We start from the raw sequence: 24,754 nt of genomic DNA on the forward strand, positions 1-24,754 counted from the left end.
CGACTGACGCCGCTGTTTCGACGGATATTCCCGAGGCGTGACTGGTGACTGACAACAGGAATGAGTAGTGCGTATCATGAGGAATTACGCAGAGATGACGCGGGCCTTCGCGTCGAGCGGCAGGATCGCAGTCGTGGCATCGAGCGTAGCCCTGAGCGGCTGTGGCACGACCTCGTCCGGCCAAGGCGGGGCGGTTGCGGGCCTTGGCGCAGCCTCTACCCGCGTTGTGTCATCCGCGACGTATATCGAGGCCCTGCAGGGCGGTGTCGTTTCGCGCCTCGCCGGCGTCGACCTCGGCAAGTCCGATCGGCAGCGGGCGCTTGAGGCTGAGTATCGTGCGCTCGAGGCGGCGCCGGGCGGACAGCCCGTCGCCTGGCAGGGGCGCGGCGTCAGCGGCTCAGTCGTCGCGGCCGCACCCTATCAGGTCGGGTCGCAAAATTGCCGCCAATACAGCCATACGGTCACGGTCAAGGGTCAGCAAAGCACGGCACGGGGTGCTGCCTGCCGCAACAGTGATGGAAGCTGGACACCGCTCACCTGAGCCGACGCACGTCGCATGTCGACACGGCTTGCGGCGAAACGCCTCAAATCTCCGTCATCGCCGGTTTTCGAGTTGGAATGACATGAACGGCATAGTATTCCCCAAACATGTTGTTCTGGATCCTCGTGGCCATTCTGACGGCGGCTGTCGCAGCCGTGCTTCTTCTGCCGCTCATGCGAGCGGCAGCGCCCCTGCCGTCTCGCCATAGTCACGATATCGAAGTCTATCGCGATCAGCTCGGCGAGCTGGCGCGGGACCGCGATGCCGGACTGATCGGCAGCGAGGAGGCCGAGCTTGCCAGGGCCGAGATCGCCCGCCGCATGCTCGCGGCCAGTGCTGCAGATCAGGCAGCCGCCGAACGCACCCCGAAGCGACTTCTTTCCAATCGCCTGTCGCAGGCGTTCATTTTCCTCTGTCTTCCGGCAATCGGACTCTGTCTCTATTTGACGACAGGGAGCCCCGGCGTGCCCGCACAGCCACTCGCGGCCCGGCTCGCCGACCCCAACGGCGATGTCAATATTCTGATCGCCAAGGCCGAAAACCACCTGGCTCTCAATCCGGAGGACGGCGCCGGCTGGGACTTGCTGGCGCCGATCTACATGCGCCATGGTCGCCTCGAAGACGCTGTTGCCGCCTACGACCGGGCGATCCGCTTGCTGGGGCCCACCCCGGCAAGAATGGGCGGCTATGCCGAGGCATTGGTGGCGCAGGGCGGCGGCCTGGTCACCTCCGAGGCGCAGAACGCTCTGCGAAAGGCGCTTGCTCTCGATCCGAACGACCCGCGTTCCGCATTCTACCTGGCGCTTGGATTGAAGCAGGAGGGTAAAAATGCGGAGGCACTCTCGGCATTCCGCAAGCTGGCAGGCAGCTCGCCGGCCGATGCGCCCTGGCTGCCCCTGGTGAACCAGCACATAGCGGAGCTCGCCGACAGCCCGGCGGCCGTTGGTCCAACAGGCCCGGCCGCTACTGGCCCAGCCGCGCCGGGAAATCCGACGCCGGGCGATATCGCGGCGGCGAAAGAAATGAATGACGGCGATCGTCAGTCCATGATCCGCGGTATGGTCGACAGCCTGGCAAGCCGATTGAAGGAGGACCCGGCCAATCTGGAAGGCTGGATGCGTCTGATCCGCTCCTATGTCGTGCTAGATCAAAGGGACAGGGCGGAGGAAGCGCTGCACGAAGGACTGATCGCATTCCCGGCAACGGGCGTACAGGGGAAGCAACTGCTGGCTTTGGCTCAGGAACTGGGGCTCGACGCCGGCGGAGACACTGAATGACACGCAAGCAGAAACGATTGGCAATCATCGGAGGTGGCGTCGGATTTCTGACGGCGGCGGTCCTGCTCGTCATGTTCGCTTTTAGCCAGGCGGTCGCCTATTTCTACGTCCCGGGAGATCTTACGAAAGCCGACGTCGCGCCGGGGACGCGTATCCGCCTCGGCGGGCTTGTCGAGGCAGGCTCCGTCAAACGCGGCGAGGGCAGGACCATTACCTTCAAGGTGACGGATACGCTTGCGACCGTTCCGGTGACCTATACGGGTATCTTGCCCGACCTCTTCCGCGAGGGGCAGGGCGTCGTGGCCGAGGGTGCCTTCGTCGGCGGCAGCCCGGTTTTCGTTGCGGACACCGTGCTCGCCAAGCATGATGAGACCTACATGCCGAAGGATGTCGCAGATCGCCTCAAGGCCCAGGGGGTCACGCTTGGCGGGGAGGAAAACATCCGATGATCATCGAACTCGGGCATTACGCGCTGGTCCTGGCGCTCGCGACCGCGATCATCCAGGGCCTCCTGCCCGTCGTCGGGGTACGGCGCGGCGATCCCGCCTTGATGGCGCTTGCTGCAAACGCGGCGCTCGTCTGCTTTCTGCTGGTCGCATTCTCCTTCGCCGTGCTGACATTCGCTTATGTGACGTCGGATTTCTCGGTCAAGAACGTATGGGAGAACTCGCATTCCCTTAAGCCGCTGATCTACAAGGTCACCGGGGTCTGGGGAAATCACGAAGGCTCCATGCTCCTGTGGCTGCTGATCCTCGTCTTCTTTTCCGCGATGGTCGCTCTCTTCGGCCGAAACCTGCCGGAGACGTTGAAGGCGAATGTGCTTGCGGTGCAGGCCTGGATCGCGACGGCATTCACACTCTTCGTCCTGCTGACCTCCAATCCCTTTGCGCGGCTGGTGCCGGCGCCTGGAGAGGGCAGGGACTTGAATCCGGTGCTTCAGGATATCGGGCTGGCGATCCACCCGCCCTTGCTCTATCTCGGCTATGTCGGCTTTTCAGTCTGCTTTTCTTTCGCGGTGGCAGCTCTCATCGAGGGGCGGATCGACGCGGCCTGGGCCCGTTGGGTGCGGCCTTGGACGCTCGCCGCCTGGACCTTTCTCACGGCCGGCATCGCAATGGGCTCGTACTGGGCCTATTACGAGCTTGGCTGGGGCGGTTGGTGGTTCTGGGACCCGGTCGAGAATGCCTCCTTCATGCCCTGGCTTGCCGGAACGGCCCTTCTGCACTCGGCGCTGGTCATGGAAAAGCGCGAAGCGCTGAAGATCTGGACCGTGCTGCTGGCGATCACGACCTTCTCGCTGTCGCTGCTCGGGACCTTCCTGGTACGCTCCGGCGTGCTGACATCGGTCCACGCTTTCGCCACCGACCCGACCCGCGGCGTCTTCATTCTCGCCATTCTGGTGGTCTTCATCGGCGGCGCCTTTTCGCTCTTTGCATTTCGTGCCTCCCACCTCAAAGCCGGGGGGATATTCGCGCCGATCTCGCGCGAGGGCGCCCTTGTCCTGAACAACCTGATCCTGACGACGGCAACCGCGACGGTGCTGACCGGCACTCTCTATCCGCTGGTGCTCGAAGCGCTGACCGGCGACAAGATCTCGGTCGGCGCGCCGTTTTTCAACATGACCTTCGGCCTGCTGATGCTGCCGCTCGTCGCGGTCGTTCCCTTCGGTCCGCTGCTTGCCTGGAAGCGCGGCGACCTCGCCGGCGCGGCGCAGCGGCTGTTTACGGCTGCTGCCGTAGGCCTGCTTGCCGCCGCAGCCTGCTATTACGCGGTAAATGGCGGCCCGGTGCTGGCTCCACTCGGCCTCGGCCTCGGCGTTTACCTCATCATCGGTGCGCTCACCGACCTTGTCCTGCGCTCCGGACTCGGCAAGGTAAAGGCCGGCGTCGCCTGGAAGCGTTTCTCAGGCCTGCCACGTTCATCTATCGGCACGGCGCTGGCCCATATCGGTCTCGGCATTACCCTGATAGGGATCGTCGCGGTGACAGCCTTCGAGACGGAAACGGTCGTCGAGATGAAACCGGGGGCGGTGGTCGATGTCGGGCGCTACAGCCTGCGTTTCGACGGCATGCGCGAAGGGCGCGGGCCGAACTACACCGAGAATGCCGGCCATTTCACCATCAGCCGCGGCGGCGTCGCCGTCAGTGAGGTCTGGTCGTCGAAGCGGCTCTATTCGGCGCGCCGCATGCCGACGACCGAAGCCGGGATCCGGACCTTCGGCGTGAGCCAGCTCTATGTTTCCCTGGGCGATGACATGGCCGATGGAGGCATCGTCGTGCGCATCTGGTGGAAACCGCTGATCCTGTGCATCTGGGGCGGTGCGCTCGTGATGATGGCCGGCGGAATAGTCTCGCTCACCGACAGGCGTCTTCGCGTGGGCGCACCGGCGCGTGCCAGAAGGCCGCTTGCGGTGGGTGCTGCGGAATGATCCGGCTGCTCCTCGCACTTCTCCTCTTGCTGGCATCCGCGATGCCGGGTCTCGCCGTGAATCCTGACGAGGTGCTCGCAGATCCGGCGCTTGAAACCCGCGCGCGAGCAATCTCTGCGCAGCTTCGCTGCATGGTTTGCCAGAACCAGTCGATCGACGACTCCAACGCCGAACTCGCAAAGGATCTGCGGGTGCTCGTGCGAGAGCGCCTGAAGAGCGGCGATACCGACGAAGCCGTGATCTCCTACGTCGTCTCACGCTACGGCGAATTTGTTCTCCTCAATCCCCGCTTCGAAGCCAGGACGCTCGTCCTCTGGGGCATGCCTGCTATTCTGCTTGTGATCGGCGTCATCACCCTCGTCCTGGCCGCGCGCCGCCGCGGCGCAAGGGTCCCGGCCGCACCGCTTTCCGACGAAGAACAGGAAAGGCTGGACAGGCTTCTGCGCCCCTGATCCAACCGCAGCCGATTGCCTGCTTCCGCCGGAACATTAACAAAAATTCATCTGCCGGACAGAACGCAGTAAGGTCCCGTTCGTTACTTGTAACGGTACAGGCTGTTCTCCAACAGCCAGACGAGCGGGTTTCGGCGGTGCTCGCTGTCCTGCTCGGGAAAAAGTTTCGAAGCAGCCTGCCCCCGCAGGCGAGCTTGATGAAAGAGAGAAGGCAGAGCCAATGTCTATGATCAAAACGTCCCGTCCCTCCTTGAAGACAGTTCTGAAGACCACGACTGTTGCCGGCGTTGCCGCCGTACTGCTGACCACCGGGCTTCCGGCACAGATCACTCAGTCCTTTGCCGAAGCGGTCAGCGTGCCGGCTCCCGCCGTTCCGAGCTTTGCCAACGTCGTCGAGGCGGTTTCGCCGGCGGTCGTTTCCGTTCGCGTGCAGGCACGTGAACAAGCCAGTGACGACGAAAGCAACTTCACCTTTGATTTCGGCGGTCGCGGCTTCGACGATCTGCCGGAAGACCATCCGCTTCGGCGCTTCTTCCGCGAATTCGACCCGCGTGACAACGACCGTGCCGACCGGTGGCGCGACCGCCGCGGCCCGCGCGGTGAGGGCCGTCTGCGTCCGCGGGCGCAAGGCTCCGGCTTCTTCATCACCGAAGACGGCTACCTCGTCACCAACAACCACGTCATTTCTGACGGATCGGCCTTCACCGTCATTATGGATGACGGTACCGAGCTCGAAGCCAAGCTCGTCGGCAAAGACAGCCGGACAGATCTTGCAGTGCTCAAGGTGGACGCCAAGCGAAAGTTCACACATGTGAGCTTCGCCGATGACGAAAAGGTGCGTGTCGGCGACTGGGTGGTCGCTGTCGGTAATCCCTTCGGCCTTGGCGGCACCGTGACAGCGGGGATCATCTCCGCTCGGGGCCGCGATATCGGCTCCGGTCCTTACGACGATTACCTGCAGGTCGACGCAGCGGTGAACCGTGGGAATTCCGGAGGCCCGACCTTCAACCTCTCCGGAGAGGTGGTCGGAATCAACACGGCCATATTCTCGCCTTCCGGCGGCAATGTCGGCATCGCCTTCGCAATTCCCGCCTCCGTCGCGAAGGACGTCGTTGACTCCTTGATCAAGGACGGCACCGTTTCGCGTGGCTGGCTGGGTGTCCAGATCCAGCCGGTGACGAAGGATATTGCCGAGTCGCTCGGCCTTGCCGAGGCGAAAGGTGCTCTCGTCGTAGAGCCTCAAACGGGCTCGCCGGGCGAAAAGGCCGGCATCAAGAACGGCGACGTCGTGACGGCCCTTAATGGCGAGCCGGTCAAGGATCCGCGTGATCTTGCCCGGCGAGTGGCGGCACTGCGCCCCGGCTCCACTGCCGAGGTCACTCTTTGGCGCTCCGGCAAGTCCGAAACGGTCAAGCTCGAGATCGGCACGCTGCCGAGCGATGCCAAGGAGACTGCACCGACAACCGGCGAAGCACAGCCGGACGAAGGTCAGGCAAGCGACGAGGCACTGGCCGGGCTCGGCCTGACGGTGACCCCGTCGGAAGACGACAGGGGCGTCACGATCACATCCGTCGACCCGGACTCCGACGCTAGCGATCGCGGTCTGAAGCAAGGCGAGAAGATCGTCTCCGTCAACAATCAGGAAGTGAAATCGGCGGACGACATTCTCAAGGTGATCAACAACGCCAGAAAGGACAATCGGACCAAGGCGCTGTTCCAGATCGAAGCCCAGGAAGGCAGCCGCTTCGTCGCACTCCCGATCGCTCAGGGCTGAGACGGCACGATAGAATAATTGCCGTCCATGAGGGGCGCCGCGACATCAAACCATGTCGTGGCGCTCCTTTGTTTCTGGTCGGACGCCGTATCCGGCAAGTACAGCGAAGCGAATCCGGTTGAGACGAACGGAGGTCCGGGACTATGGTCACCCGCATGAAGATTCTGATTGTTGAAGACGACCTTGAGGCCGCCGCCTATCTTGCCAAGGCATTCCGCGAGGCAGGCATTGTCTGCGATCACGCGAGTGACGGTGAGGCCGGTTTGTTCATGGCGAGCGAGAATGCCTATGACGTTCTCGTCGTCGATCGCATGCTCCCCCGCCGGGACGGCCTTTCGCTGATTACGGAATTGAGGCGCAAGGACATTCACACACCCGTGCTCATCCTCTCTGCGCTCGGCCAGGTGGATGACCGCGTTACCGGTCTTCGCGCCGGCGGCGACGACTACCTGCCGAAACCTTACGCCTTCAGCGAGCTTCTGGCGCGCGTCGAGGTGCTTGGCCGGCGAAAAGGCGCACCCGAGCAGGACATGGTCTATCGTGTCGGCGACCTCGAACTCGACCGCCTGTCGCACTCGGTCCGGCGGCAGGGCAAGGAGATACCCTTGCAGCCGCGCGAATTCAGGCTGCTGGAATATCTCATGAAGAATGCCGGGCAGGTGGTGACGAGAACCATGTTGCTCGAAAACGTCTGGGACTATCATTTCGACCCCCAGACCAATGTGATCGACGTGCATGTTTCGCGCCTGCGTTCGAAGATCGAGAAGGATTTCGATCCACCCTTGCTGAGGACGATCCGTGGTGCCGGATACATGATCAAGGATGAGCGGGCCGCTGACGCATGAGCAGGATCCGCGTGCTGTTCAGGACCACCGCCGTCCGGCTCTCTGCGCTTTATCTGGTCCTCTTCTCCCTCTGCGCGGCTTTCCTCGTCATTTATGTGACCGGTATGTCGGAGCGCCTCCTGCAGCAGCAGACCCGGGAGGCGATCGCCGCCGAGGTGAACCAGATCTCGGTTGTCTACGACCGCGCCGGTATCAACGGGCTGCTTCGTTCGCTTGAGCGTCGGGCGCGTCAGCCGGGAGCGAACCTCTATGTCATTGCCGGGCCGAACGGAGAAATCCTCGCCGGCAATGTCGCCGCTCTGGAGCCGGGGCTACTCGACGACGAGGGATGGAAGTCGCAGCCGTTCCGCTATCGGCGCTTTACCGACGAGAGTCAGGCAGACAGGCACGTCGCTCTCGCCCAGGTCCTTGTGCTCGATAACGGCCTGAGACTACTCGTCGGCCGCGATCTGCAGGAGCCGGAGAAGTTCCGCGCGCTGGTCCGTCAGGCGCTGATGGTAGCGCTCGGCATCATGGGGCTCGGTGCGCTGGTCATCTGGTTCGGTATCGGTCGCAATGCTCTGCGCCGCATCGACCGTATGTCGGAAGCGAGCACGAAGATCATGGCCGGGGACCTCTCGCAACGCTTGCCGGCGAGCGGTTCCGGTGACGAGTTCGACCGCCTTTCGGAATCGCTCAACGCGATGCTGGAACGCATAGAGAAGCTGAATGAAGGACTGAAACAGGTTTCCGACAACATCGCGCATGACCTCAAGACACCGCTCACGCGCCTGCGCAACAAGGCAGAAGCGGCACTTGCAGATGGCGGCGAGGATAGCCGGAGCGGCGCACTCGAGCAGATCATCGCCGAGTCGGATCAGCTGATACGTACGTTCAACGCGCTTCTGATGATTTCCCGCGTCGAAGCGGGCTCCGCCGTTGCCGAGATGAGCGAGGTCGACCTGTCCCGGATCGTGGAGGATTGCGTCGAACTCTATGAGCCGCTGGCGGAAGACAAGGACATGCGCATCGAAGCGGAGGCTGCGCCCGGGGTTGCGATTAGCGGCAATCGTGAACTCATCAGCCAGGCGTTAGGCAACCTCGTCGACAATGCGATCAAATATGCGGAAGGTGCCGAAAATCCGCTGATACGGGTTGAAATGAAGCGGAGCGACCGTCAGGTCGTCTTGACTGTCGCCGATCACGGGCCGGGCATTCCGGAGAATATGCGGGGAGAGGTTGTCAAACGCTTCGTTCGCCTGGACGAAAGCCGATCGAAGCCCGGGACGGGGCTCGGTCTGTCGCTCGTCGAGGCGATTATGGAGCTGCACCGCGGTTCGCTGGACTTGTCGGCGACGGAGGTGGGTGGCCGAGGCCTGACGGTTCGCATGGTTTTCCCGGCCGCTGCGACCTGATAGAGCACTTTCAGGAAAAGCGTTTCGTGGTTTCCTGTTTCGGAGGTGCGTCGCCTTAGAGGCACCGGACCGATCGCGGAGGTGAAGGGGGGAGTGTTCATGGCGGAAACGGTCGAGCGGTCTTTGTCCGATATCGATGTAGTGCCGATTCGTCCTGCAAGCCAGGCAGATGCCAAGGCGGCCCTATCCGTTCTCAAGGATGCGGCGAAATGCAGTGATAGGATTGCAGAGCGCATTGCCTCCGGCGCGCCGCTCAAGGATTTTCTCGTTGCCGCCTTCGCGCTTTCGCCGTTCTTGCGGGATACCGCCGGTGGGCATCCGGCGGTTCTCGAGGCGCTGCTATCCGAAACGCTGCCGGCGTTTTTGAAGCGCAGGATCGAGGCTGCGCGGACAGCCTGGCGGGGCGAGGCGACCGGTGCGGCGCTCGCGGACACCGAGATCATGATGCGCTTGAGGCGGGCGAAGCGGGAGGTGGCCTTCGCCGTCGCTCTCGCGGACCTTTCGCGTCTTTTCAGCGCCCGCGAGACGACGCGGTGGCTCAGCGATTTTGCAGAGGCGGCCGTCTCGGCTGCGATCGATCATTTGCTGCTGGGTGCGCATGAAAGCGGGAAGCTGGAACTGAAGGACAGCTCCGCTCCGTCAGCCGGCTGCGGTGTTGTCGTGCTTGGCATGGGCAAGCTCGGCGCCGGTGAGCTCAACTATTCGTCCGATATCGACCTCGTTGTCTTCTATGATCCGCAGTCGAGCATCATCACCAGTCGCGATGATGCTCCCGAGACCTTCGCCCGGCTGTTGCGGCGCCTGGTCCGAATTCTGCAGGAGAGGACCGGCGACGGATATGTCTTCCGAACGGACCTGCGGCTGCGGCCCGACCCGGGTTCCACGCCGCTTGCCATTCCCGTCGAGGCGGCAATGCTCTATTACGAGAGCAGGGGCCAGAATTGGGAACGCGCCGCCTTCATCAAAGCGCGGCCGATAGCGGGCGATCTGGAGGCGGGCGAACGGTTCGTCAGGGAGCTGACGCCCTTCGTCTTTCGCAAATATCTCGACTATGCCGCGATCGCCGACATTCATTCGATCAAGCGGCAGATCCATGCCCATAAGGGACATGGCGAAATTGCCGTGAAGGGTCACAACATCAAGCTCGGGCGAGGCGGCATCCGGGAGATAGAGTTCTTCGTCCAGACGCAGCAGCTGATTGCCGGTGGCCGCACGCCCGCATTGAGGCTGCGCGAAACCGAAGCGATGCTGCGAATGCTCGCCGAAAGCGGCTGGATCGACGGAACGACGGCTGAGGAGCTCACCGAAGCCTATTGGTTCCTGCGCGACGTCGAGCACCGCATCCAGATGGTCCACGACGAGCAGACCCATCTCCTCCCGGAGACCGAAGCGGAGCTCAAGAGGATCGCCTACATGCTCGGCTTTGAGGACACCTCGTCCTTCTCGAAGGCACTTTCCGGTGTGTTACGAACGGTCGAGCGGCGCTATGCGCAGCTCTTCGAACAGGAGGTGAAGCTATCCGCCGAAACCGGTAATCTGGTTTTCACCGGAGAGCAGGACGATCCTGACACGCTCGAAACGCTGAAGAAGCTCGGTTTCCAGCGACCGTCCGACATAGCGCGCATCATCCGCACCTGGCATTACGGACGCTACCGCGCGACGCAGTCCGTCGAGGCGCGCGAGCGGCTGACGGAACTGACGCCGGAGCTCCTGCGCTTCTTCGGCGAAAGCCGGCGAGCCGACGAAGCGTTTCTGCGGTTCGACCATTTCCTCTCGGGGCTGCCGGCGGGGATCCAGCTTTTCTCCCTGCTCGGCAACAACCCCGGGCTCCTGTCGCTGATCGTCAACATCATGTCCTCGGCGCCCCGCCTGGCCGATATCATTGCGGCCAAACCGCATGTCTTCGATGGCATGCTGGAACCGGGCTTGCTTTCGGAGCTACCAACCAGGGATTACCTGGCACCGCGCATCGCGAATTTCGTTGCCGGAGGCAGGCATTACGAAGAGGTGCTGGACCGGCTGCGGATCATCGCCGCCGAGCAGCGCTTTCTGATCGGCATCCGGCTCCTCACGGGTGCGATCACCGGTCTGCAGGCGGGACGGGCACTCACCGACCTCGCCGATCTGATCATTGCCTCGGCGCTCGATGCGGTGCTGGAGGAGATCCGGTCGGTGCATGGCCGCTTCCCCGGCGGGAGGGTCGCAATCGTTGGAATGGGCAAGCTGGGCAGCCACGAGTTGACGGCCGGCTCAGATATCGACCTCATCCTGCTCTATGATTATGACGACGAAGTGCTCGAATCCGACGGCGCCAAGCCGCTCGATCCGGTGCGCTATTTCACACGGGTGACGCAGCGGCTGATCGCCGCGCTGTCGGCGCCGACGGCCGAGGGCATCCTCTATGAAGTCGACATGCGGCTGCGGCCCTCCGGCAACAAAGGGCCCGTTGCGACACGCATCGCGGCCTTTGCCAAATACCAGCGGACGGAGGCCTGGACCTGGGAGCATCTGGCACTGACGCGGGCGCGCTGCATCTGCGGCGATGAAAGCCTCGTCGGCGAAGCGGAGGCGATCTTCGCTGAGGTTCTCGCTTGCAAACGGGACATCGCGAAGATCCGCAAGGATGTGGAGGAGATGCGCGGACTGATCGACAAGGAGAAGCCGCCGAAGGACATCTGGGACTTCAAGCTGATACCCGGCGGATTGGTCGATATCGAATTTATCGCCCAGTACCTCACCCTGATCGCTCCGGCGAGGGGCTTGACCCCTCCTCCTGCCGGGACGCATACGCTCGAGGCGCTGAAGGCGCTTGGTGCCGGGATGATGGATGCGAACGATCTCGATACGGCCGCCGAAGCGCTCGTGCTTTTCACGGAGCTTTCGCAACTCGTGCGACTTTGCATCGATGGCGACTTCGATCCGAAGGAAGCGCCGGCCGGTCTCGTCGATCTCGTCTGCCGCGCCGGGGATTACCCCGACCTCTCACATCTCGAAGCCGACATTCGCCGCCTTTCGAAGGCCGTACGCCGGATCTTCCATTCAGTCATTGCGGCGTGAGCGGGGCGATCAGGCGCGGTCGGGGATTCTGACCGAAATGATGGTGCCGACATTCTCTGTCGAGTGGATCTTTATGCTGCCGCCGTGAAGGCGGGTAAGCGAGCGGGAGATGGCAAGCCCGAGCCCCGAACCGCCCTTGCTCTTGGCATATTGGCTCTGCACCTGTTCGAATGGCTGGCCGATCTTTTGCAAGGCATCCCTGGGAATACCGATCCCGGAATCGGCGATGGTGAGGGTGACCGCGCCTCTGACCTTTCGGGCCCGGAGCGAAATGCGCCCCCCCTCATTGGTGAACTTGACGGCATTGGACAGCAGGTTGAGCAGGACCTGCTTCATCGCCCGGCGGTCTGCGAACATCGTCAGACCGGAAGATACCTGCTGGACGACGCGGATGTTCTTCTGTTCCGCCGGAATTGTGGTGAAACGGAGCGTCTCCTCGATAAGCGGCGCGAGATCTATCCTCTCGCGCGTGATGCGCATGTGGCCTGCCTCGATCTTCGACATGTCGAGAATGTCGTTGATGACGTTGAGCAGGTGCTTGCCGCTTTCGAAAATGTCGCGGGAATATTCGTGGTACTTCTCCGAGCCGAGCGGTCCGAACATCTGGTCCTGCAGGATTTCGGAGAAGCCGAGGATAGCGTTCAGAGGCGTTCTCAGCTCGTGCGACATGTTGGCCAGGAACTCGGACTTCGCCCGGTTCGCGGCCTCGGCGCGCTCTTTCTCCGCCTGGTAATTCGCGTTGGCGACGGAGAGTTCGGCCTTTTGCTGCTCGAGCGTTATGCGCGAGGCGGAGAGATCGCCGATGGTGGCCATCAGCCGCCGCTCCGATTCGCGTAGCCGCACTTGGTGCCGCTTGAGGAGCGTGATGTCCGTGCCCACCGAGACGAGGCCGCCGTCGCGCGTGCGCCGCTCATTGATCTGCAGCCAGCGTTCGTCGGCAAGCTGCACCTCGCTCGTCTGGGAGTGGTTGCTCCGGTCCGGATCGGCGATGCGCCGTTCGACGACCGGCCGCGCCGCCGCCGCTTGGACGATCGTGCGTTCGGTGCCGGGCACGAGCACGTGGTCGGGCAACTGCCAGGCCTGCTGGAAGTGAGTGTTGCACATGACCAGGCGATCGTGCTTGTCCCAGAGTACGAAGGCCTCCGACGTGCACTCGATGGCGTCCGCAAGGCGCTGATCGGCTTCGGCGTAGCGCTGGGCGAGCCTATGCTGTTCGGTCACGTCCATCGCGATGCCGATGAGGTGCGTCCGGCCTGAGACGGTACGGATCACCTGCGCGCGGGCCCGAAGCCATACATAATGGCCGTCCGCATGGCGCATGCGGAATACCTGATCGATCTGGCGCTCGCTGCCCCTCGCGATCGCCCGCGCGACGCGGTATATGCCCCGGTCGTCTACATGCATGAGCCGGGCGGCGTCGCCGAACGACAGCACGCTCGCATCGCCCGGCATGCCGAGCATTTCGTACATTGAACGTGACCAGAAGAGGCGCCTGTTGTCGAGGTCGAAGTCCCAGAGACCGCATCGCCCGCGGGAGAGCGCCGTTTCGACGCGCAGGTTCGATTCGGCAAAGATCGCATCGGCGTCGCGGGCGCGTTTCGCCTGGATGTAGTAGGCGTAAAGGACGACCATCAGGATCGCAGAAACGCCGGCAAACAGCGTGACATTGAGAGAAATTTCATCACGCCAAGCTGCCTCGAACGAGGCAATCGACGTTGCCGCCAGAACCGCGCCGCCGGAGTGGGGCAGCTGCCGCAGCGCAATGAAGTGATCGACACCATCAACCGACGCTCTCACGATCCCGGCCCCCTCGCCGTAATATTGCAGCGTGGCAACCTCGGGGGCCACTGCGGAGAGCGTGCGCCCAACGAGGTGGGCGCCATCCTGCGTGCTCGCAAAGACGCGACCGTCCCTGCGGACCGTCAGCAGGATGATCCCGGCATCCAGCATGTCGGCGGGCAGAAATTCCGTGAGCCGCTGTTCGATCTCCCAGCGGCGGACGTCCGTGAAGATCTCCGGCCCGTCCGGTTGCAAAGCGCCGGCTGCTGCTGCGGCCGTAAGACTGACGGTGCGGCGGGAGGAGGCCTCCATGCGAGCATGCTCGTCCATCATTCCCGACATTCGTGAAATCGCCACGATGAGAAGAAAAGCGATGATGAGGACCGGAATGGATCGCTTGAGCATGGGCTCGGCCATAGCGAGCTTCTGCGATGCCGGTTCGGCAAAGATCTTTGCCTGCTCGATGAACTCTCGTTCGAGGCCCGAAAGGCCCGGGAATTTAAGTCGCAACCGCCCTTCGGCTGCGCTTCCCCGTCGCGCGTCCGCCATCTTTTCCAATTTCTTGTCCTCGAGAAGCGCTCCGTACGATAATGCCCAAGGAGCGCTTAGTTCTTCTCAGTCTGAAATGTCGATCCCGTCTTCAGCGTTTTCTCGCAAGAGGGCATTTCAGTGATTCGGCGCGCCGCTCGCCCGAATCTGCCTCAATGAATCACAGGGCGATTCGCCTTGTCCAGAGGCAAGGGTAAAGATTTGTTAACCAATTCTCATCGTTGGGAAGTCGTAGCCGGGCTGCCGCAGCAATCCGGCGACCACCGCCGTCACCCCTGAAGGTTTGCGCTGCCCGGTCAGTGCTTGTCTTCGAGCATGCGGTCGACGATGTCGCTGACATCCGCGGAAAGGCTGGAGGCACGCGCAATCTCCTCGAGCGCACTTCGGGCGTGGCTGGCCCGAACCTCTTCCAGCGAACCCCACGAGCGCATCGACGTCAGAATGCGCGCGGCAAGTTGAGGATTGCGCGCGTCGATGTCGAGGATCTGTCGGGCGAGGAAACGATAGCCTTCGCCATCGACGCGATTGAAGCCTGTGGCGTTCGCGAATGCGAAGGTGCCGACTAGCGAGCGTACCCGGTTGGGGTTGTTGGCATTGAAGAGCGGATCCGACATCAGCCCCCGAACCCGGTCGAGCGTCGCAGCTCCGGGGATCGTCGCCTGAATGGCGAACCACTTGTCGATGACCAGCGCATTATTGGCAAAGCGTTCCTTGAACGCGGCCAAGGCCTCCGCCGTCTCCTCGGCATCCGGAAAACGATGCGCAAGGAGCGTCAGCGCCTGGCTGAGATCGGTCATATTGTTGGCGGAGCGAAACGCATCAGCGGCTTTGCCCGGCTGCCCGTCGGCATAGACGAGATAGAAGAGACCGGAATAGCGCAGGGCTCGACGCCCGGCGCTTTCGGCGTCCGGACGGAACGGGCCGGACTGGGACATCTCGTGAACCAGCCGCGCGAAACTGTCCTTGCCCGCCGTGGCGATGGCGGTGAGAACAGCCTGACGGCCGGTATGGATCGCATCCGGGTCGTTGCTGCCGCCGATTTCGCGGCCGATGTCGGTTTCGCTCGGCAAGGACAACACCTGCGCGCGGAATGCGGGCTCCAGCCGGTTGTCTGCGGCCGCGGCGAGAAGCGCGTCGACGAGCGCGTCGTCGCAGGCGACCGGCCGTCCGGCACGCGTTTGCGCCGCCGCCTTGACGAGATTGTCGAGTGCCATCGTATTCAGCGCCTGCCAACGTGCGAAGAGGTCGGTTTCGAAACGCGCGATCAAGGCACGGTCCCCGGCGCTTTGCACAACGTGCAAATTGATCGGCGCCGAAAAGTCTCGGTTGAAGGAAGGGACAGGCTGCGCCGGAACACCCGAGAAGGTGACGCTCTGTTTTCGCTCGGTCAGGTGCAGTACGTCCCCGCTGATCTCGGCGCCGGAGACGGCCGTGGGCGTCGCCTCGCTTCCGTCCGGAAGCAGCAGCCCGAAGCGAAGAGGGATATGCATCGGTGCCTTGCTGCTTTGTCCGGGTGTCGGCGGCACGGTCTGCTCGAGCGAGAGAGTGTATGTCTGCCCGGCGGTGTTATAGACGCCCGAAGCGGTAACGAGCGGGGTTCCCGCCTGATGGTACCATAGTGAGAATTGCTTGAGGTCGCGGCCGCTGGCAGCTTCGAAGCAGGCGACGAAATCCTCGATCGTCACCGCCTGGCCGTCGTGACGCTCGAAATAGAGGTCCATGCCCTTCTTGAAGAGATCGCGCCCGAGGATGGTCGCGATCATCCGCGTCACCTCGGATCCCTTTTCGTAGACCGTCGTCGTGTAGAAATTGTTGATCTCGCGGTATTGCGTCGGCCGTACAGGGTGGGCGAGGGGACCGGCATCTTCCGGGAACTGCTCGGATTTCAAATGCCGCACTTCGGCGATGCGCTTCACGGCGCGCGAGCGCATATCGGCGGAAAACTCGTGGTCGCGGTAGACGGTCAGGCCTTCCTTCAGGCAGAGCTGGAACCAGTCGCGGCAGGTAATGCGGTTGCCGGTCCAGTTGTGGAAATATTCGTGCGCGATGATCGCCTCGATGTTGGCATAGTCCGCATCGGTCGCCGTTTCGGGATCGGCGAGCACATATTTGTCGTTGAAAACGTTGAGGCCCTTGTTCTCCATGGCGCCCATGTTGAAATCGGAGACCGCAACGATCATGAATATGTCGAGGTCGTATTCACGGCCGAAGACGTCCTCGTCCCATTTCATCGACCGTTTCAGCGCGTCCATGGCATAGGTCGCCCGCGGCTCCTTGCCGTGCTCGACATAGATCTTGAGGGCGACGTTGCGGCCGGAAACGGTGGTGAAGGTGTCCTCTACGACGCCGAGATCGCCGGCAACGAGTGCAAAGAGATAGCTCGGTTTCGGATGCGGATCGAACCAGGAGGCGAAATGGCGTCCGTCGCCCATGTCGGCGCCACCGAGATAGTTGCCGTTCGAAAGCAGAAGCGGCGCCGCAGCCTTGTCCGCGATGATGTTGACGGTATAGACCGCCAGCACGTCTGGACGATCCGGGAAATAGGTAATGCGACGGAAGCCTTCGGCTTCGCACTGGGTGCAATAGACGTTGCTCGTGCGGTAAAGGCCCATCAGCTTGGTGTTGGTCTCCGGCGACAATACCGTCGTGACGGTGATCTCGAAAGGAGCCCTTTCGGGCAGTTCGCGGATGATGAGCGTGTCGTCGGTCGCTTCATAGAGCGTGCCCGGTATCGCTTCCTGGTCGAGCAGCAGGCCGGTCATGACGAGCTCGTCGCCATCGAGGACGAGCGGTGCCGAGGGACTGACGCCTTCGCGGCGGTGGAAGATCATGCGCGCCTCGACCTTCGTTTCCTGCGGGTCGAGTTCGAACGTCAGGTCCACCCTTTCGAGAACGAAATCGGTCGGCCGGTAGTTTTCCAGATGAACGATCTGGCCAGTGTTTGTCCGCATGGTCCGTCCTGCTCGCGCCTTTATCGTTTCCGATTTGTAGAGGGCGCTCTTGATGGTGAAAAGCCAAGATCCGAGATTTCGTACGAATATGATGCCGGCGACGGCAGCGAAAAACGCCGCTTCTCCCGCCTCCTATTGACCGGAGATTTATCGGAGCGGCACTAACAAGACCTAAACCCGCCGCAGTTTTTCGATGCGCGCCAACGCGTGTTTCATTCGATGTTACAGCGTTCTTTGCGCGTTTCAAAAGATGCGCGATTCAGTAAATAGCTGCGGCGCACGTTCGCTCAGTATCGCCCAGCAAATCATCACGAAAAAACCGGCTATATCACGAAATTTGATCTCACTCCTGCGCAAGCGCGGGTAAGGTGGCGTCGTCCTTTCGCGGCTCTCCTGTCGCATTTTCCCCCAACGTCTGTCGGCCTTCCAGCCGGTTCGCCGATGTAAGATTGAAAAGTACTTTCCATGGATGCGGACGCTCCGAGCCCGATGAAGGGGATGGTGCTCAAGGTGCTCTCCGTTGTCGTCTTCGTGTGCATGTCAACCTCTATCAAGGCTGCCGGCAACGATATCGCCACGGGTCAGATCACCTTCTATCGCTCGGCATTCGCGATGGTGCCGATCCTCGGCTTCCTGGCCTGCCGAGGCGCGCTGCGCGACGCTTTCCGGACCAGCAACGTCACGGGACATGTGGCGCGTGGCTTCGTCGGCATCCTCGCCATGAGTTGCGGCTTTTACGGTCTCGTCCATCTGCCCCTGCCGGAGGCGATCGCGATCGGCTACGCTATGCCGCTTCTCGCGGTGGCTTTCGCGGCGATCTTTCTTGGAGAGATCGTGCGGCTCTATCGCTGGTCGGCCGTGCTTATCGGGCTCATCGGGGTGTTTATCATCATCTGGCCACGGCTTACGCTTTTCAACCAGGGCGGCTTCGGGTCGGCGGAGGCTATGGGTGCCGTCGCGGTGCTTTTTTCGGCGGCGCTCGGAGCAACGGCGATGGTGCTCGTGCGCAAGCTCGTACAGAAGGAACGCACCCATACGATCGTCCTCTATTTCTCGCTTTCCGCTGCAATGTTCTCGCTTGCGACGCTGCCCTTCGGCTGGTCTGAACTCTCATGGGAGGCATTCTTCCTCCTGATGATCGCCGGGTTTTGCGGCGGCATCGGGCAGATCCTGCTGACGGAGAGTTATCGCCACGCCGATATGTCGACGATCGCCCCCTTCGAATACACATCCATCGTGCTGGGCATCGTCATCGGTTATTTTCTTTTCGGAGATGTGCCGACGGCAACCATGCTCGCGGGAACGGCGATCGTCGTCGGCGCGGGCATCTTCATCATCTACCGGGAGCACCAGCTGGGACTGGAGCGCAGGGGTGCCAGGAAGCACGTTACCCCGCAGGGTTGAAACACTTCCAGGCAGGGGCTCTACCGGGCACCTTCCTCCCAGGCAGGAACGGTATCGTCCTCGATGAGATCGCCCGCGTCCTGCTGTGAGACCGGACCGGTGACGTCCGGACCGGGTGTAGGCATGACAGTGGTCGCCTGAAAATCGGTCTTCGATACGAGGCCGTCATGCTGCTCTCGCCGGAGAATGCGCCAGGCGGCATAGCCGCTGTAGAGAGCAAAATACACGGCGAGCGCGACGAACAGTGCGACGGGGCCGAAACGATCCATCACCGGGCCGACCATCAGCGGTCCTGAAATCGTGCCCAGGCCGTAGGTAATCATCAGGCCGGATGAAATTTCCACATACTCGTCGGGGCGTGCGAGGTCGTTGGCGTGGGCGACGTTCAACGCGTAGATCGGAAAGAGGACCGTGCCGATGCAGGCCGCGAGCGCATACAGGACGGGCGGACTGCTGTCGATCATGACGGACATGGCAAGGCAGGACACGACGCCGGCGATGCCGCAGGCGACCATGACGATGCGCCGGTCCATCCGGTCGGAGGCGCGGCCGATCGGTACCTGGGAGATCGCGCTGCCGGCGAGGAGCGACGCCAGCAGCGTCGCTCCTTCGCCGGTGGAAAGACCGATCTTCTGGGTGAAGACGCCGCCGAGGTTGAGCCAGGCACCGGAGAGCGCGCCGGCGAGAAAACCGCCGACGACGGCCACCGGCGAGCGTCGATAGAGCGCGGGGATGTCGAAGTTCGCCCGTGCCGGCGGTGCCGGCATTGGTGAGGACGAGAGGGCCGTCGGCAGCAAGGCGAGCGAGAACAGGACGCCGCAGAGGATGAACAGCGAGGTGTTGCTGGGATCGCCGAGCGGTACCAGGTATTGACCGCCGATGGTGCCGACCATGGTGGTAATGAGGTAGAGCGAGAAGAGCAGGCCGCGATTCTCGTTCGTCACCCGTTCGTTCAGCCAACTTTCGATGACGAGGTAACTTCCTGCGATCGCGAACCCGGATATGGCGCGAAACCCGATCCACGCACGCCAATCGACGACGAGCCCGCACATCAGGATCGCGATCGAAAGCAGCGTTATCAGAGCGGTGAAGACGCGAACGTGGCCGACACGCAGGACGAACTTAGGTGTCACAATGCAGGAAAGGGTGAAACCCAGCGTATAACCCGTCGCGAAAATCGAGATCGTGAGGGTCGACCAGCTTTCCGCCACGGAGCGTACCGGGATGACGTAGCTCTGCAGCCCGAAGGCCACCATCATCAGAAAGGTGGACAGCATCAGGCTGAAAACGGAAGCGAAGTTCGCCAGCATCGGCGCTCCTGGAGAGGGTGAGAGGAGCGGCGTCGTTCGGCTACAGCCGATGAACTTCGTCACTCCTGAAAATGGAATCGAGAGTGGCTGTAACGAAGTTCCGGGGCGCTGTCGATTGCGACAGACAATGGCGGATTGGCGCAACCGGGAAAGCGCCGGATTACGACGTTTTCAGGTGGGTCGACCTGAAAACATGGACGTGATCGATTCCAAAGAGGTAGAGGGCGACGCGGGCGGAAAACCGCACACACTTTCCTGATCCCGGTCTAGCTCGGCAGAAACTCGCTCGCCGCGCCGGCATGGGCTCCACGCCCGTCGCTTCTCATGCTCAGCCGGCTGTACTCACGCGATGCTCGCACGGCTGTGCTGATGTCGTAGATCGTGTCGATGAGACCGCGCAGGCTTCCAAGCGGTTTGGACATCGTCGTTCTCCCTGCGAGCTTCTCGCGCCGGCGACGTTCAGCGCTGGATGAGTTCTGCGAAAATCTGCGCCGGGCGGGTGGTCCGCGCCAGAGCCATTGCAGTCATCTGCTCGTTCGCGGCGGTGCCGAAGGGCGCGCGCGAGGCAGGGCCGGCGTAGCGGAGCGTCTCAAAGCTGCTGTGGATCGGGCGATAGCGGGCAGTCATGGTTCAGTTCCTTATCCATTCCTCCCGTTGCCTTATATTGCGGTGCAACATGCTTTTTGCAACGCATTAAAACGCCGCTCAGACATGCGCAAATCGCATGGCTTTTTTCACGCTTCGTTCACAATTCGGGACGGGATTTGAACGCCAGCAGGTCCAGCCAGGCGAAGCGCTTGTTTATCGGGGCTGCGATGAGGTCCTGGGGATGCAGGGTGGCGAGCGCCGGTATGCTGGTCCCAGCAAATGTGAGCTCGCGCCATTCGCCGCGCAACTGATGGATCATTTCAGCGCCGCCGAAGAAGAAGCGAGCGGTGAAATTGCCGAGAAGCAGCAGCTGTTTGGGTTCGGCCAGTTCGATCTGGCGCTCGATGAAAGGGCGGCAGATATCCGCCTCGCGAGCGCTCGGCACGCGGTTCCCCGGCGGACGCCAGGGCACTGTATTTGTGAGAAGGACGTCGTCACGCGACAGGCCGATGCCGAACAGCATGCGTTCGAGCATCTGGCCGTGCCTGCCCGCAAAGGGGTGACCGTCGCGGTCGTCGTCCGCGTAGGGCATCGGACCGATGATCATGACTCCGGAGGCAGCACTGCCTTCGGCAAAGACGAGGTTGCGGGCGCTATTTCTGAGATTGCACCCGGAAAACGCCTCCATGGCGGTGCGCAACTCTCCGAGCGATCGTGCGGCACCGGCGACGAACTGTGCCTCTTTGATGGCCTGTTCGTCCGGTATTGCGACGACAGGAGGGCGCGCGGTCGGCGCGGCCTGAGCGCGCTCGCGCGCGGTGGTCTCAGGTACGGGTTGCCGCCGTTCGGCTGCCATCTCGTTGGCTTGTGGCGCGGCACGGCTCTCCGTGCGCCTCATCCTCATAGCTTCGAATTCCGCCAGCCGGTCGAGGGGTTCTTCCTCGATCAACCATTCGACACCCGCTTCCGCATGGAAGGCGAGAAGGGCTGCGAGTTCGGAGGGGGAGAGGTCGTTGGCCGAGATCATGGGGCGAATGTAACAGATCGGTGGGGCTGGTGCACTGCATGTTTCCTTCGATCGCGACCAGCAATCTTTCAAGATGCTACTGCGACTTTCAGGCTGCCGCCGTCCACGCCGCGATGTCGTCGCGCTCGCCAATGAGGGCGAGGCCGTGGGCAATCGACAGGAGCTCGCCGCCGCTCTCGATGCGCTCCACGCCGAAGCGGTTCTCGAAGAGTCGGCGGACGGCCGGTACAAAGGACGTCCCGCCGGTCAGGAACACCTTGTCGATCCCGTCCGGCGTCGTCGCGGTTTTGGACAGGATTTCGTCGAGTGCCCCTTCTATTCGGGCAAGGTCGGGCGTAATCCAGGCTTCGAATTCATCACGACGAACGGTCCGGCGGGCGCGCTCTCCTAGCGGTGCGAAGGTGAATTCGGTCTCCTCCGCCTGTGAGAGCCGCATCTTGGTTGCCGAAATCGCCTGATAGAGCGGATAGCCCTCGTCATGCTCGATCAATTCCACGAAGGACTCCAGCTTTTCCGGCTCCAGGCTTGCCCTAACGAGCTTTTTCAATTCGGCGAAATCTCTCAATGTCTTGAAGATCGAAAGCTGATTCCAGCGGCCGAAATTGGCGTAGTAGCTCGAAGGAACTTCGAGCAGCTTGTCGAAGCTCTTGAACAGACTCCCCTTTCCGATGAGCGGCGAGACGATGTTGTCGATGATCCGGAAGTCGAAATGATCCCCGGCAATACCGATGCCGGAGTGACCGATCGGCGTTGCCGTCAGTTGTCCGGCCCGGCTCTCGAAACGGATGATCGAATAATCGGTGGTACCGCCGCCGAAATCGGCGACGAGCACCGTCGCGTCCCGATCGAGATTGCGCGCGAAATAGAAGGCCGCCGCCACCGGTTCGTACACATAATGGACTTCCGGAAACCCCAAACGGGTGAGCGCACGATTATAGCGCTCGAGAGCCAGCTTCTCGTCCGGATTGGCGCCCGCGAACTGGACGGGGCGGCCGACGACGACGCGTTTGAAAGTGGCCTCCCAGTTGCTGCCGGCATAGTCTCTGAGCCGCGCCAGGAAGCGTTGCATCAGGTCCTCGTACTCGTAGCGCTTGCCGAAAATCAATGTGCCCTGGAAGAGTGCGCTTGCGGCAAAGGTTTTGATCGATTGAAGGAACCGGCACTCGCCCGGATTTTCGATGAACTCGCGGATTGCCGCCTGTCCCGCTTCGACCTTCAGCGGTGACGGACCGGCGTCCTTCAGGAAGGACAGGGCCGTGCGCGTCGTGTCCGATCTCCCAGCCGGGCTTTCCACGATGACGGAGCGTGTCGAAGCGCCTTCGGCCTGTGCCAATACGGAATTGGTCGTGCCGAAGTCGAGGCCTAGGGCGGATGCCATGATCTTCTCCGTCTTTTTGGTCGTGGGGGCTTCCGTGGGGCGGGCCTACTCGCATGCGATCACGACAAAAGCAAGCCGCCAGGCGCCGAGGTCTGGAGGCAATTTATTTACGTTTACGTTCAGGTAATATATCAAACGCATCAACTCATTCGCAAAAGCAGAGACAGTCTGTCGCATCCCGGCTCGACAAGGTTTGCTGCATTTGTCATGACGGATTGATTTGGCCGGGAACGGAGCCGGCGCAAGACCGGCAAACTGGAGAGCGTGATGACCGAGCAACAAGAACTCCCCGAACGCGAGAGCATGGAATTCGACGTGGTGATCGTCGGGGCGGGGCCGGCGGGGCTTGCCGCGGCGATTCGCCTGAAGCAGGTCAATCCGGAGCTTTCGGTCGTGGTGCTGGAAAAGGGCGCCGAAGTCGGCGCGCATATCCTCTCGGGCGCCGTCGTCGACCCTATCGGTATCGACCGGCTGCTGCCCGGTTGGCGCGACGAACCGGATCATCCGTTCAAAACCGAAGTGACCGATGACCATTTCCTCTTTCTGGGGCCTGCCGGCTCGGTGCGCCTGCCGAACATGCTGATGCCGCCGCTGATGAACAATCACGGCAACTACATCGTCTCGCTCGGCAATGTCTGTCGCTGGCTCGCCGCCCAGGCGGAAGGCCTCGGCGTCGAAATCTATCCGGGCTTTGCCGCGACCGAAGTGCTCTACAATGACGAGGGCGCGGTCATCGGCGTCGCCACCGGCGACATGGGGATCGAGCAAAACGGCGAGCCGGGGCCGAATTTCGCCCGCGGCATGGAACTGCTCGGCAAGTACACCCTCATCGGCGAGGGCGTGCGCGGCTCGCTCGCTAAGCAGCTGATCGCCAGATACAAGCTCGACGAGGGCCGTGACGTGCCGAAGTTCGGCATCGGGCTGAAGGAGCTCTGGGAGGTCAAGCCAGAAAACCACAAGCCCGGCCTCGTGCAGCATTCCTTCGGCTGGCCGCTCGGAATGAAGACCGGTGGCGGTTCCTTCCTCTATCACCTGGAGGACAACCTCGTCGCTGTCGGCTTCGTGGTGCATCTGAACTACAAGAATCCCTATCTTTTTCCATTCGAGGAGTTTCAGCGCTTCAAGACCCATCCGGCGATCCGCGGCACTTTCGAGGGTGGAAAAAGGCTCTCCTATGGCGCCCGCGCCATCACCGAGGGCGGCTACCAGGCGGTGCCCAAACTCTCCTTCCCCGGTGGGGCGCTGATCGGCTGCTCGGCGGGTTTCGTCAACGTGCCGCGCATCAAGGGCAGCCACAATGCCGTGTTGTCGGGGATTCTCGCGGCGGAAAAGCTGGCTGCGGCGATCGCCGAAGGCCGCGCAAATGATGAGCCGATCGAGATCGAGCGCGGCTGGCGCGAGAGTGCAATCGGCCAGGACCTGAAAAGGGTGAGGAACGTCAAGCCGCTGTGGTCGCGCTTCGGCACCGCCGTCGGCGTGGCCCTGGGCGGTCTCGACATGTGGACGAACCAGCTCTTCGGCTTTTCCTTTTTCGGGACGCTGAAGCACGGCAAGACCGACGCCCAATCGCTGGAGCCGGCCTCGAAGCACCAGAAGATCGATTACCCGAAGCCGGACGGGGTGCTGACCTTCGACCGGCTCTCCTCGGTGTTCCTGTCGAACACCAATCACGAGGAGGACCAGCCGGTGCATCTTCAGGTGAAGGACTGGGACCTGCAGAAGCGCTCGGAATACGAGGTCTATGCCGGCCCATCGTCGCGTTACTGTCCGGCCGGCGTTTACGAATGGGTGGAAAAGGACGGCCAGCCGACCTTCGTCATCAACGCCCAGAACTGCGTCCACTGCAAGACCTGCGACATCAAGGACCCGAACCAGAACATCAACTGGGTGCCGCCACAAGGGGGCGAAGGCCCGGTCTATCCGAACATGTAATGTTCGGGGGGCGGGCCGCACCGGAAAGATGGCGTTTGGACATGCGAAGAGCCCGGAAGCGATTCCGA

18 protein-coding genes are annotated in these 24,754 nt (G+C 62.2%); 11 read left to right on the top strand and 7 right to left on the bottom strand.

The genetic code is table 11. The annotated features are described in order from the left end of the window. Positions 1–94: 94 nt before the first annotated feature. From FB009_RS04645 to FB009_RS04685, 9 genes are all read left to right on the top strand, one after another. On the top strand, positions 95–541 hold the full coding sequence (locus FB009_RS04645; protein ID WP_011974834.1) for a hypothetical protein: 447 nt from the start codon (positions 95–97) through the stop codon (positions 539–541). Between the two features lie 107 nt (positions 542–648). Continuing rightward, positions 649–1,818: a c-type cytochrome biogenesis protein CcmI gene (gene ccmI / locus FB009_RS04650; protein ID WP_011974835.1), complete on the top strand. Its 1,170-nt coding sequence runs from the start codon at positions 649–651 to the stop codon at positions 1,816–1,818. Continuing rightward, positions 1,815–2,267: a cytochrome c maturation protein CcmE gene (gene ccmE, locus FB009_RS04655; protein ID WP_011974836.1), complete on the top strand. Its 453-nt coding sequence runs from the start codon at positions 1,815–1,817 to the stop codon at positions 2,265–2,267. Before ccmI ends, ccmE begins: the two co-directional genes overlap by 4 nt. Beyond that, the gene (locus tag FB009_RS04660) at positions 2,264–4,246 is read left to right on the top strand and encodes a heme lyase CcmF/NrfE family subunit (protein WP_011974837.1); all 1,983 of its coding nucleotides are present in this window, start codon (positions 2,264–2,266) and stop codon (positions 4,244–4,246) included. The genes ccmE and FB009_RS04660 overlap by 4 nt, the downstream gene beginning before the upstream one ends. Then, positions 4,243–4,698: a cytochrome c-type biogenesis protein gene (locus FB009_RS04665; protein ID WP_011974838.1), complete on the top strand. Its 456-nt coding sequence runs from the start codon at positions 4,243–4,245 to the stop codon at positions 4,696–4,698. Before FB009_RS04660 ends, FB009_RS04665 begins: the two co-directional genes overlap by 4 nt. Before the next feature lie 220 nt (positions 4,699–4,918). After that, positions 4,919–6,472: a Do family serine endopeptidase gene (locus tag FB009_RS04670; protein ID WP_011974839.1), complete on the top strand. Its 1,554-nt coding sequence runs from the start codon at positions 4,919–4,921 to the stop codon at positions 6,470–6,472. 143 nt (positions 6,473–6,615) lie between these two features. Beyond that, on the top strand, positions 6,616–7,317 hold the full coding sequence (locus tag FB009_RS04675; protein WP_011974840.1) for a response regulator transcription factor: 702 nt from the start codon (positions 6,616–6,618) through the stop codon (positions 7,315–7,317). Continuing rightward, positions 7,314–8,711, top strand: coding sequence for a sensor histidine kinase (locus tag FB009_RS04680; RefSeq protein ID WP_011974841.1), 1,398 nt, complete (start codon positions 7,314–7,316; stop codon positions 8,709–8,711). The genes FB009_RS04675 and FB009_RS04680 overlap by 4 nt, the downstream gene beginning before the upstream one ends. A 99-nt stretch (positions 8,712–8,810) precedes the next feature. After that, positions 8,811–11,768 carry a bifunctional [glutamine synthetase] adenylyltransferase/[glutamine synthetase]-adenylyl-L-tyrosine phosphorylase gene (locus tag FB009_RS04685; protein WP_011974842.1) on the top strand — a complete coding sequence of 986 codons (2,958 nt, stop codon included), beginning with the start codon at positions 8,811–8,813 and terminating at the stop codon, positions 11,766–11,768. A 9-nt stretch (positions 11,769–11,777) separates the two neighbouring features. On the opposite strand, the gene FB009_RS04690 is transcribed toward FB009_RS04685, so the two are convergent. Together FB009_RS04690 and pepN are read right to left on the bottom strand one after the other, a co-directional pair. Then, complete coding sequence (locus tag FB009_RS04690) at positions 11,778–14,105, bottom strand: PAS domain-containing sensor histidine kinase (protein WP_024311257.1); 2,328 nt, start codon at positions 14,103–14,105, stop codon at positions 11,778–11,780. 287 nt (positions 14,106–14,392) lie between these two features. Continuing rightward, on the bottom strand, positions 14,393–17,047 hold the full coding sequence (gene pepN, locus FB009_RS04695) for an aminopeptidase N (protein ID WP_028054071.1): 2,655 nt from the start codon (positions 17,045–17,047) through the stop codon (positions 14,393–14,395). Positions 17,048–17,512: 465 nt separating this feature from the next. Between pepN and FB009_RS04700 the strand changes: the two genes are divergently transcribed. Beyond that, positions 17,513–18,451 carry a DMT family transporter gene (locus FB009_RS04700; RefSeq protein WP_011974845.1) on the top strand — a complete coding sequence of 313 codons (939 nt, stop codon included), beginning with the start codon at positions 17,513–17,515 and terminating at the stop codon, positions 18,449–18,451. 20 nt (positions 18,452–18,471) lie between these two features. Here FB009_RS04700 and FB009_RS04705 read toward each other — a convergent pair whose 3' ends face one another. From FB009_RS04705 to FB009_RS04725, 5 genes are all read right to left on the bottom strand, one after another. Next, entirely contained in the window at positions 18,472–19,761 is a 1,290-nt protein-coding gene (locus FB009_RS04705) for an MFS transporter (RefSeq protein WP_018208764.1), read from the bottom strand. Between the two features lie 266 nt (positions 19,762–20,027). Further along, positions 20,028–20,183: a hypothetical protein gene (locus FB009_RS04710; protein ID WP_011974847.1), complete on the bottom strand. Its 156-nt coding sequence runs from the start codon at positions 20,181–20,183 to the stop codon at positions 20,028–20,030. 37 nt (positions 20,184–20,220) lie between these two features. Beyond that, the gene (locus FB009_RS04715; protein ID WP_011974848.1) at positions 20,221–20,388 is read right to left on the bottom strand and encodes a hypothetical protein; all 168 of its coding nucleotides are present in this window, start codon (positions 20,386–20,388) and stop codon (positions 20,221–20,223) included. Positions 20,389–20,506: 118 nt separating this feature from the next. Next, positions 20,507–21,376, bottom strand: a complete 870-nt coding sequence (locus FB009_RS04720) for a uracil-DNA glycosylase (RefSeq protein WP_011974849.1) — start codon at positions 21,374–21,376, stop codon at positions 20,507–20,509. An 88-nt stretch (positions 21,377–21,464) separates the two neighbouring features. Beyond that, positions 21,465–22,754 carry an Hsp70 family protein gene (locus FB009_RS04725; protein WP_011974850.1) on the bottom strand — a complete coding sequence of 430 codons (1,290 nt, stop codon included), beginning with the start codon at positions 22,752–22,754 and terminating at the stop codon, positions 21,465–21,467. Positions 22,755–23,021: 267 nt separating this feature from the next. Here FB009_RS04725 and FB009_RS04735 point away from each other — a divergent pair, with 267 nt between their 5' ends. Continuing rightward, a complete protein-coding gene (locus tag FB009_RS04735) occupies positions 23,022–24,686 on the top strand; it encodes an electron transfer flavoprotein-ubiquinone oxidoreductase (RefSeq protein ID WP_011974851.1) in 1,665 nt (554 codons plus the stop codon). Positions 24,687–24,754 lie beyond the last annotated feature (68 nt).

This window comes from Sinorhizobium medicae, assembly GCF_007827695.1.
GTDB classification, from domain to species: domain Bacteria; phylum Pseudomonadota; class Alphaproteobacteria; order Rhizobiales; family Rhizobiaceae; genus Sinorhizobium; species Sinorhizobium medicae.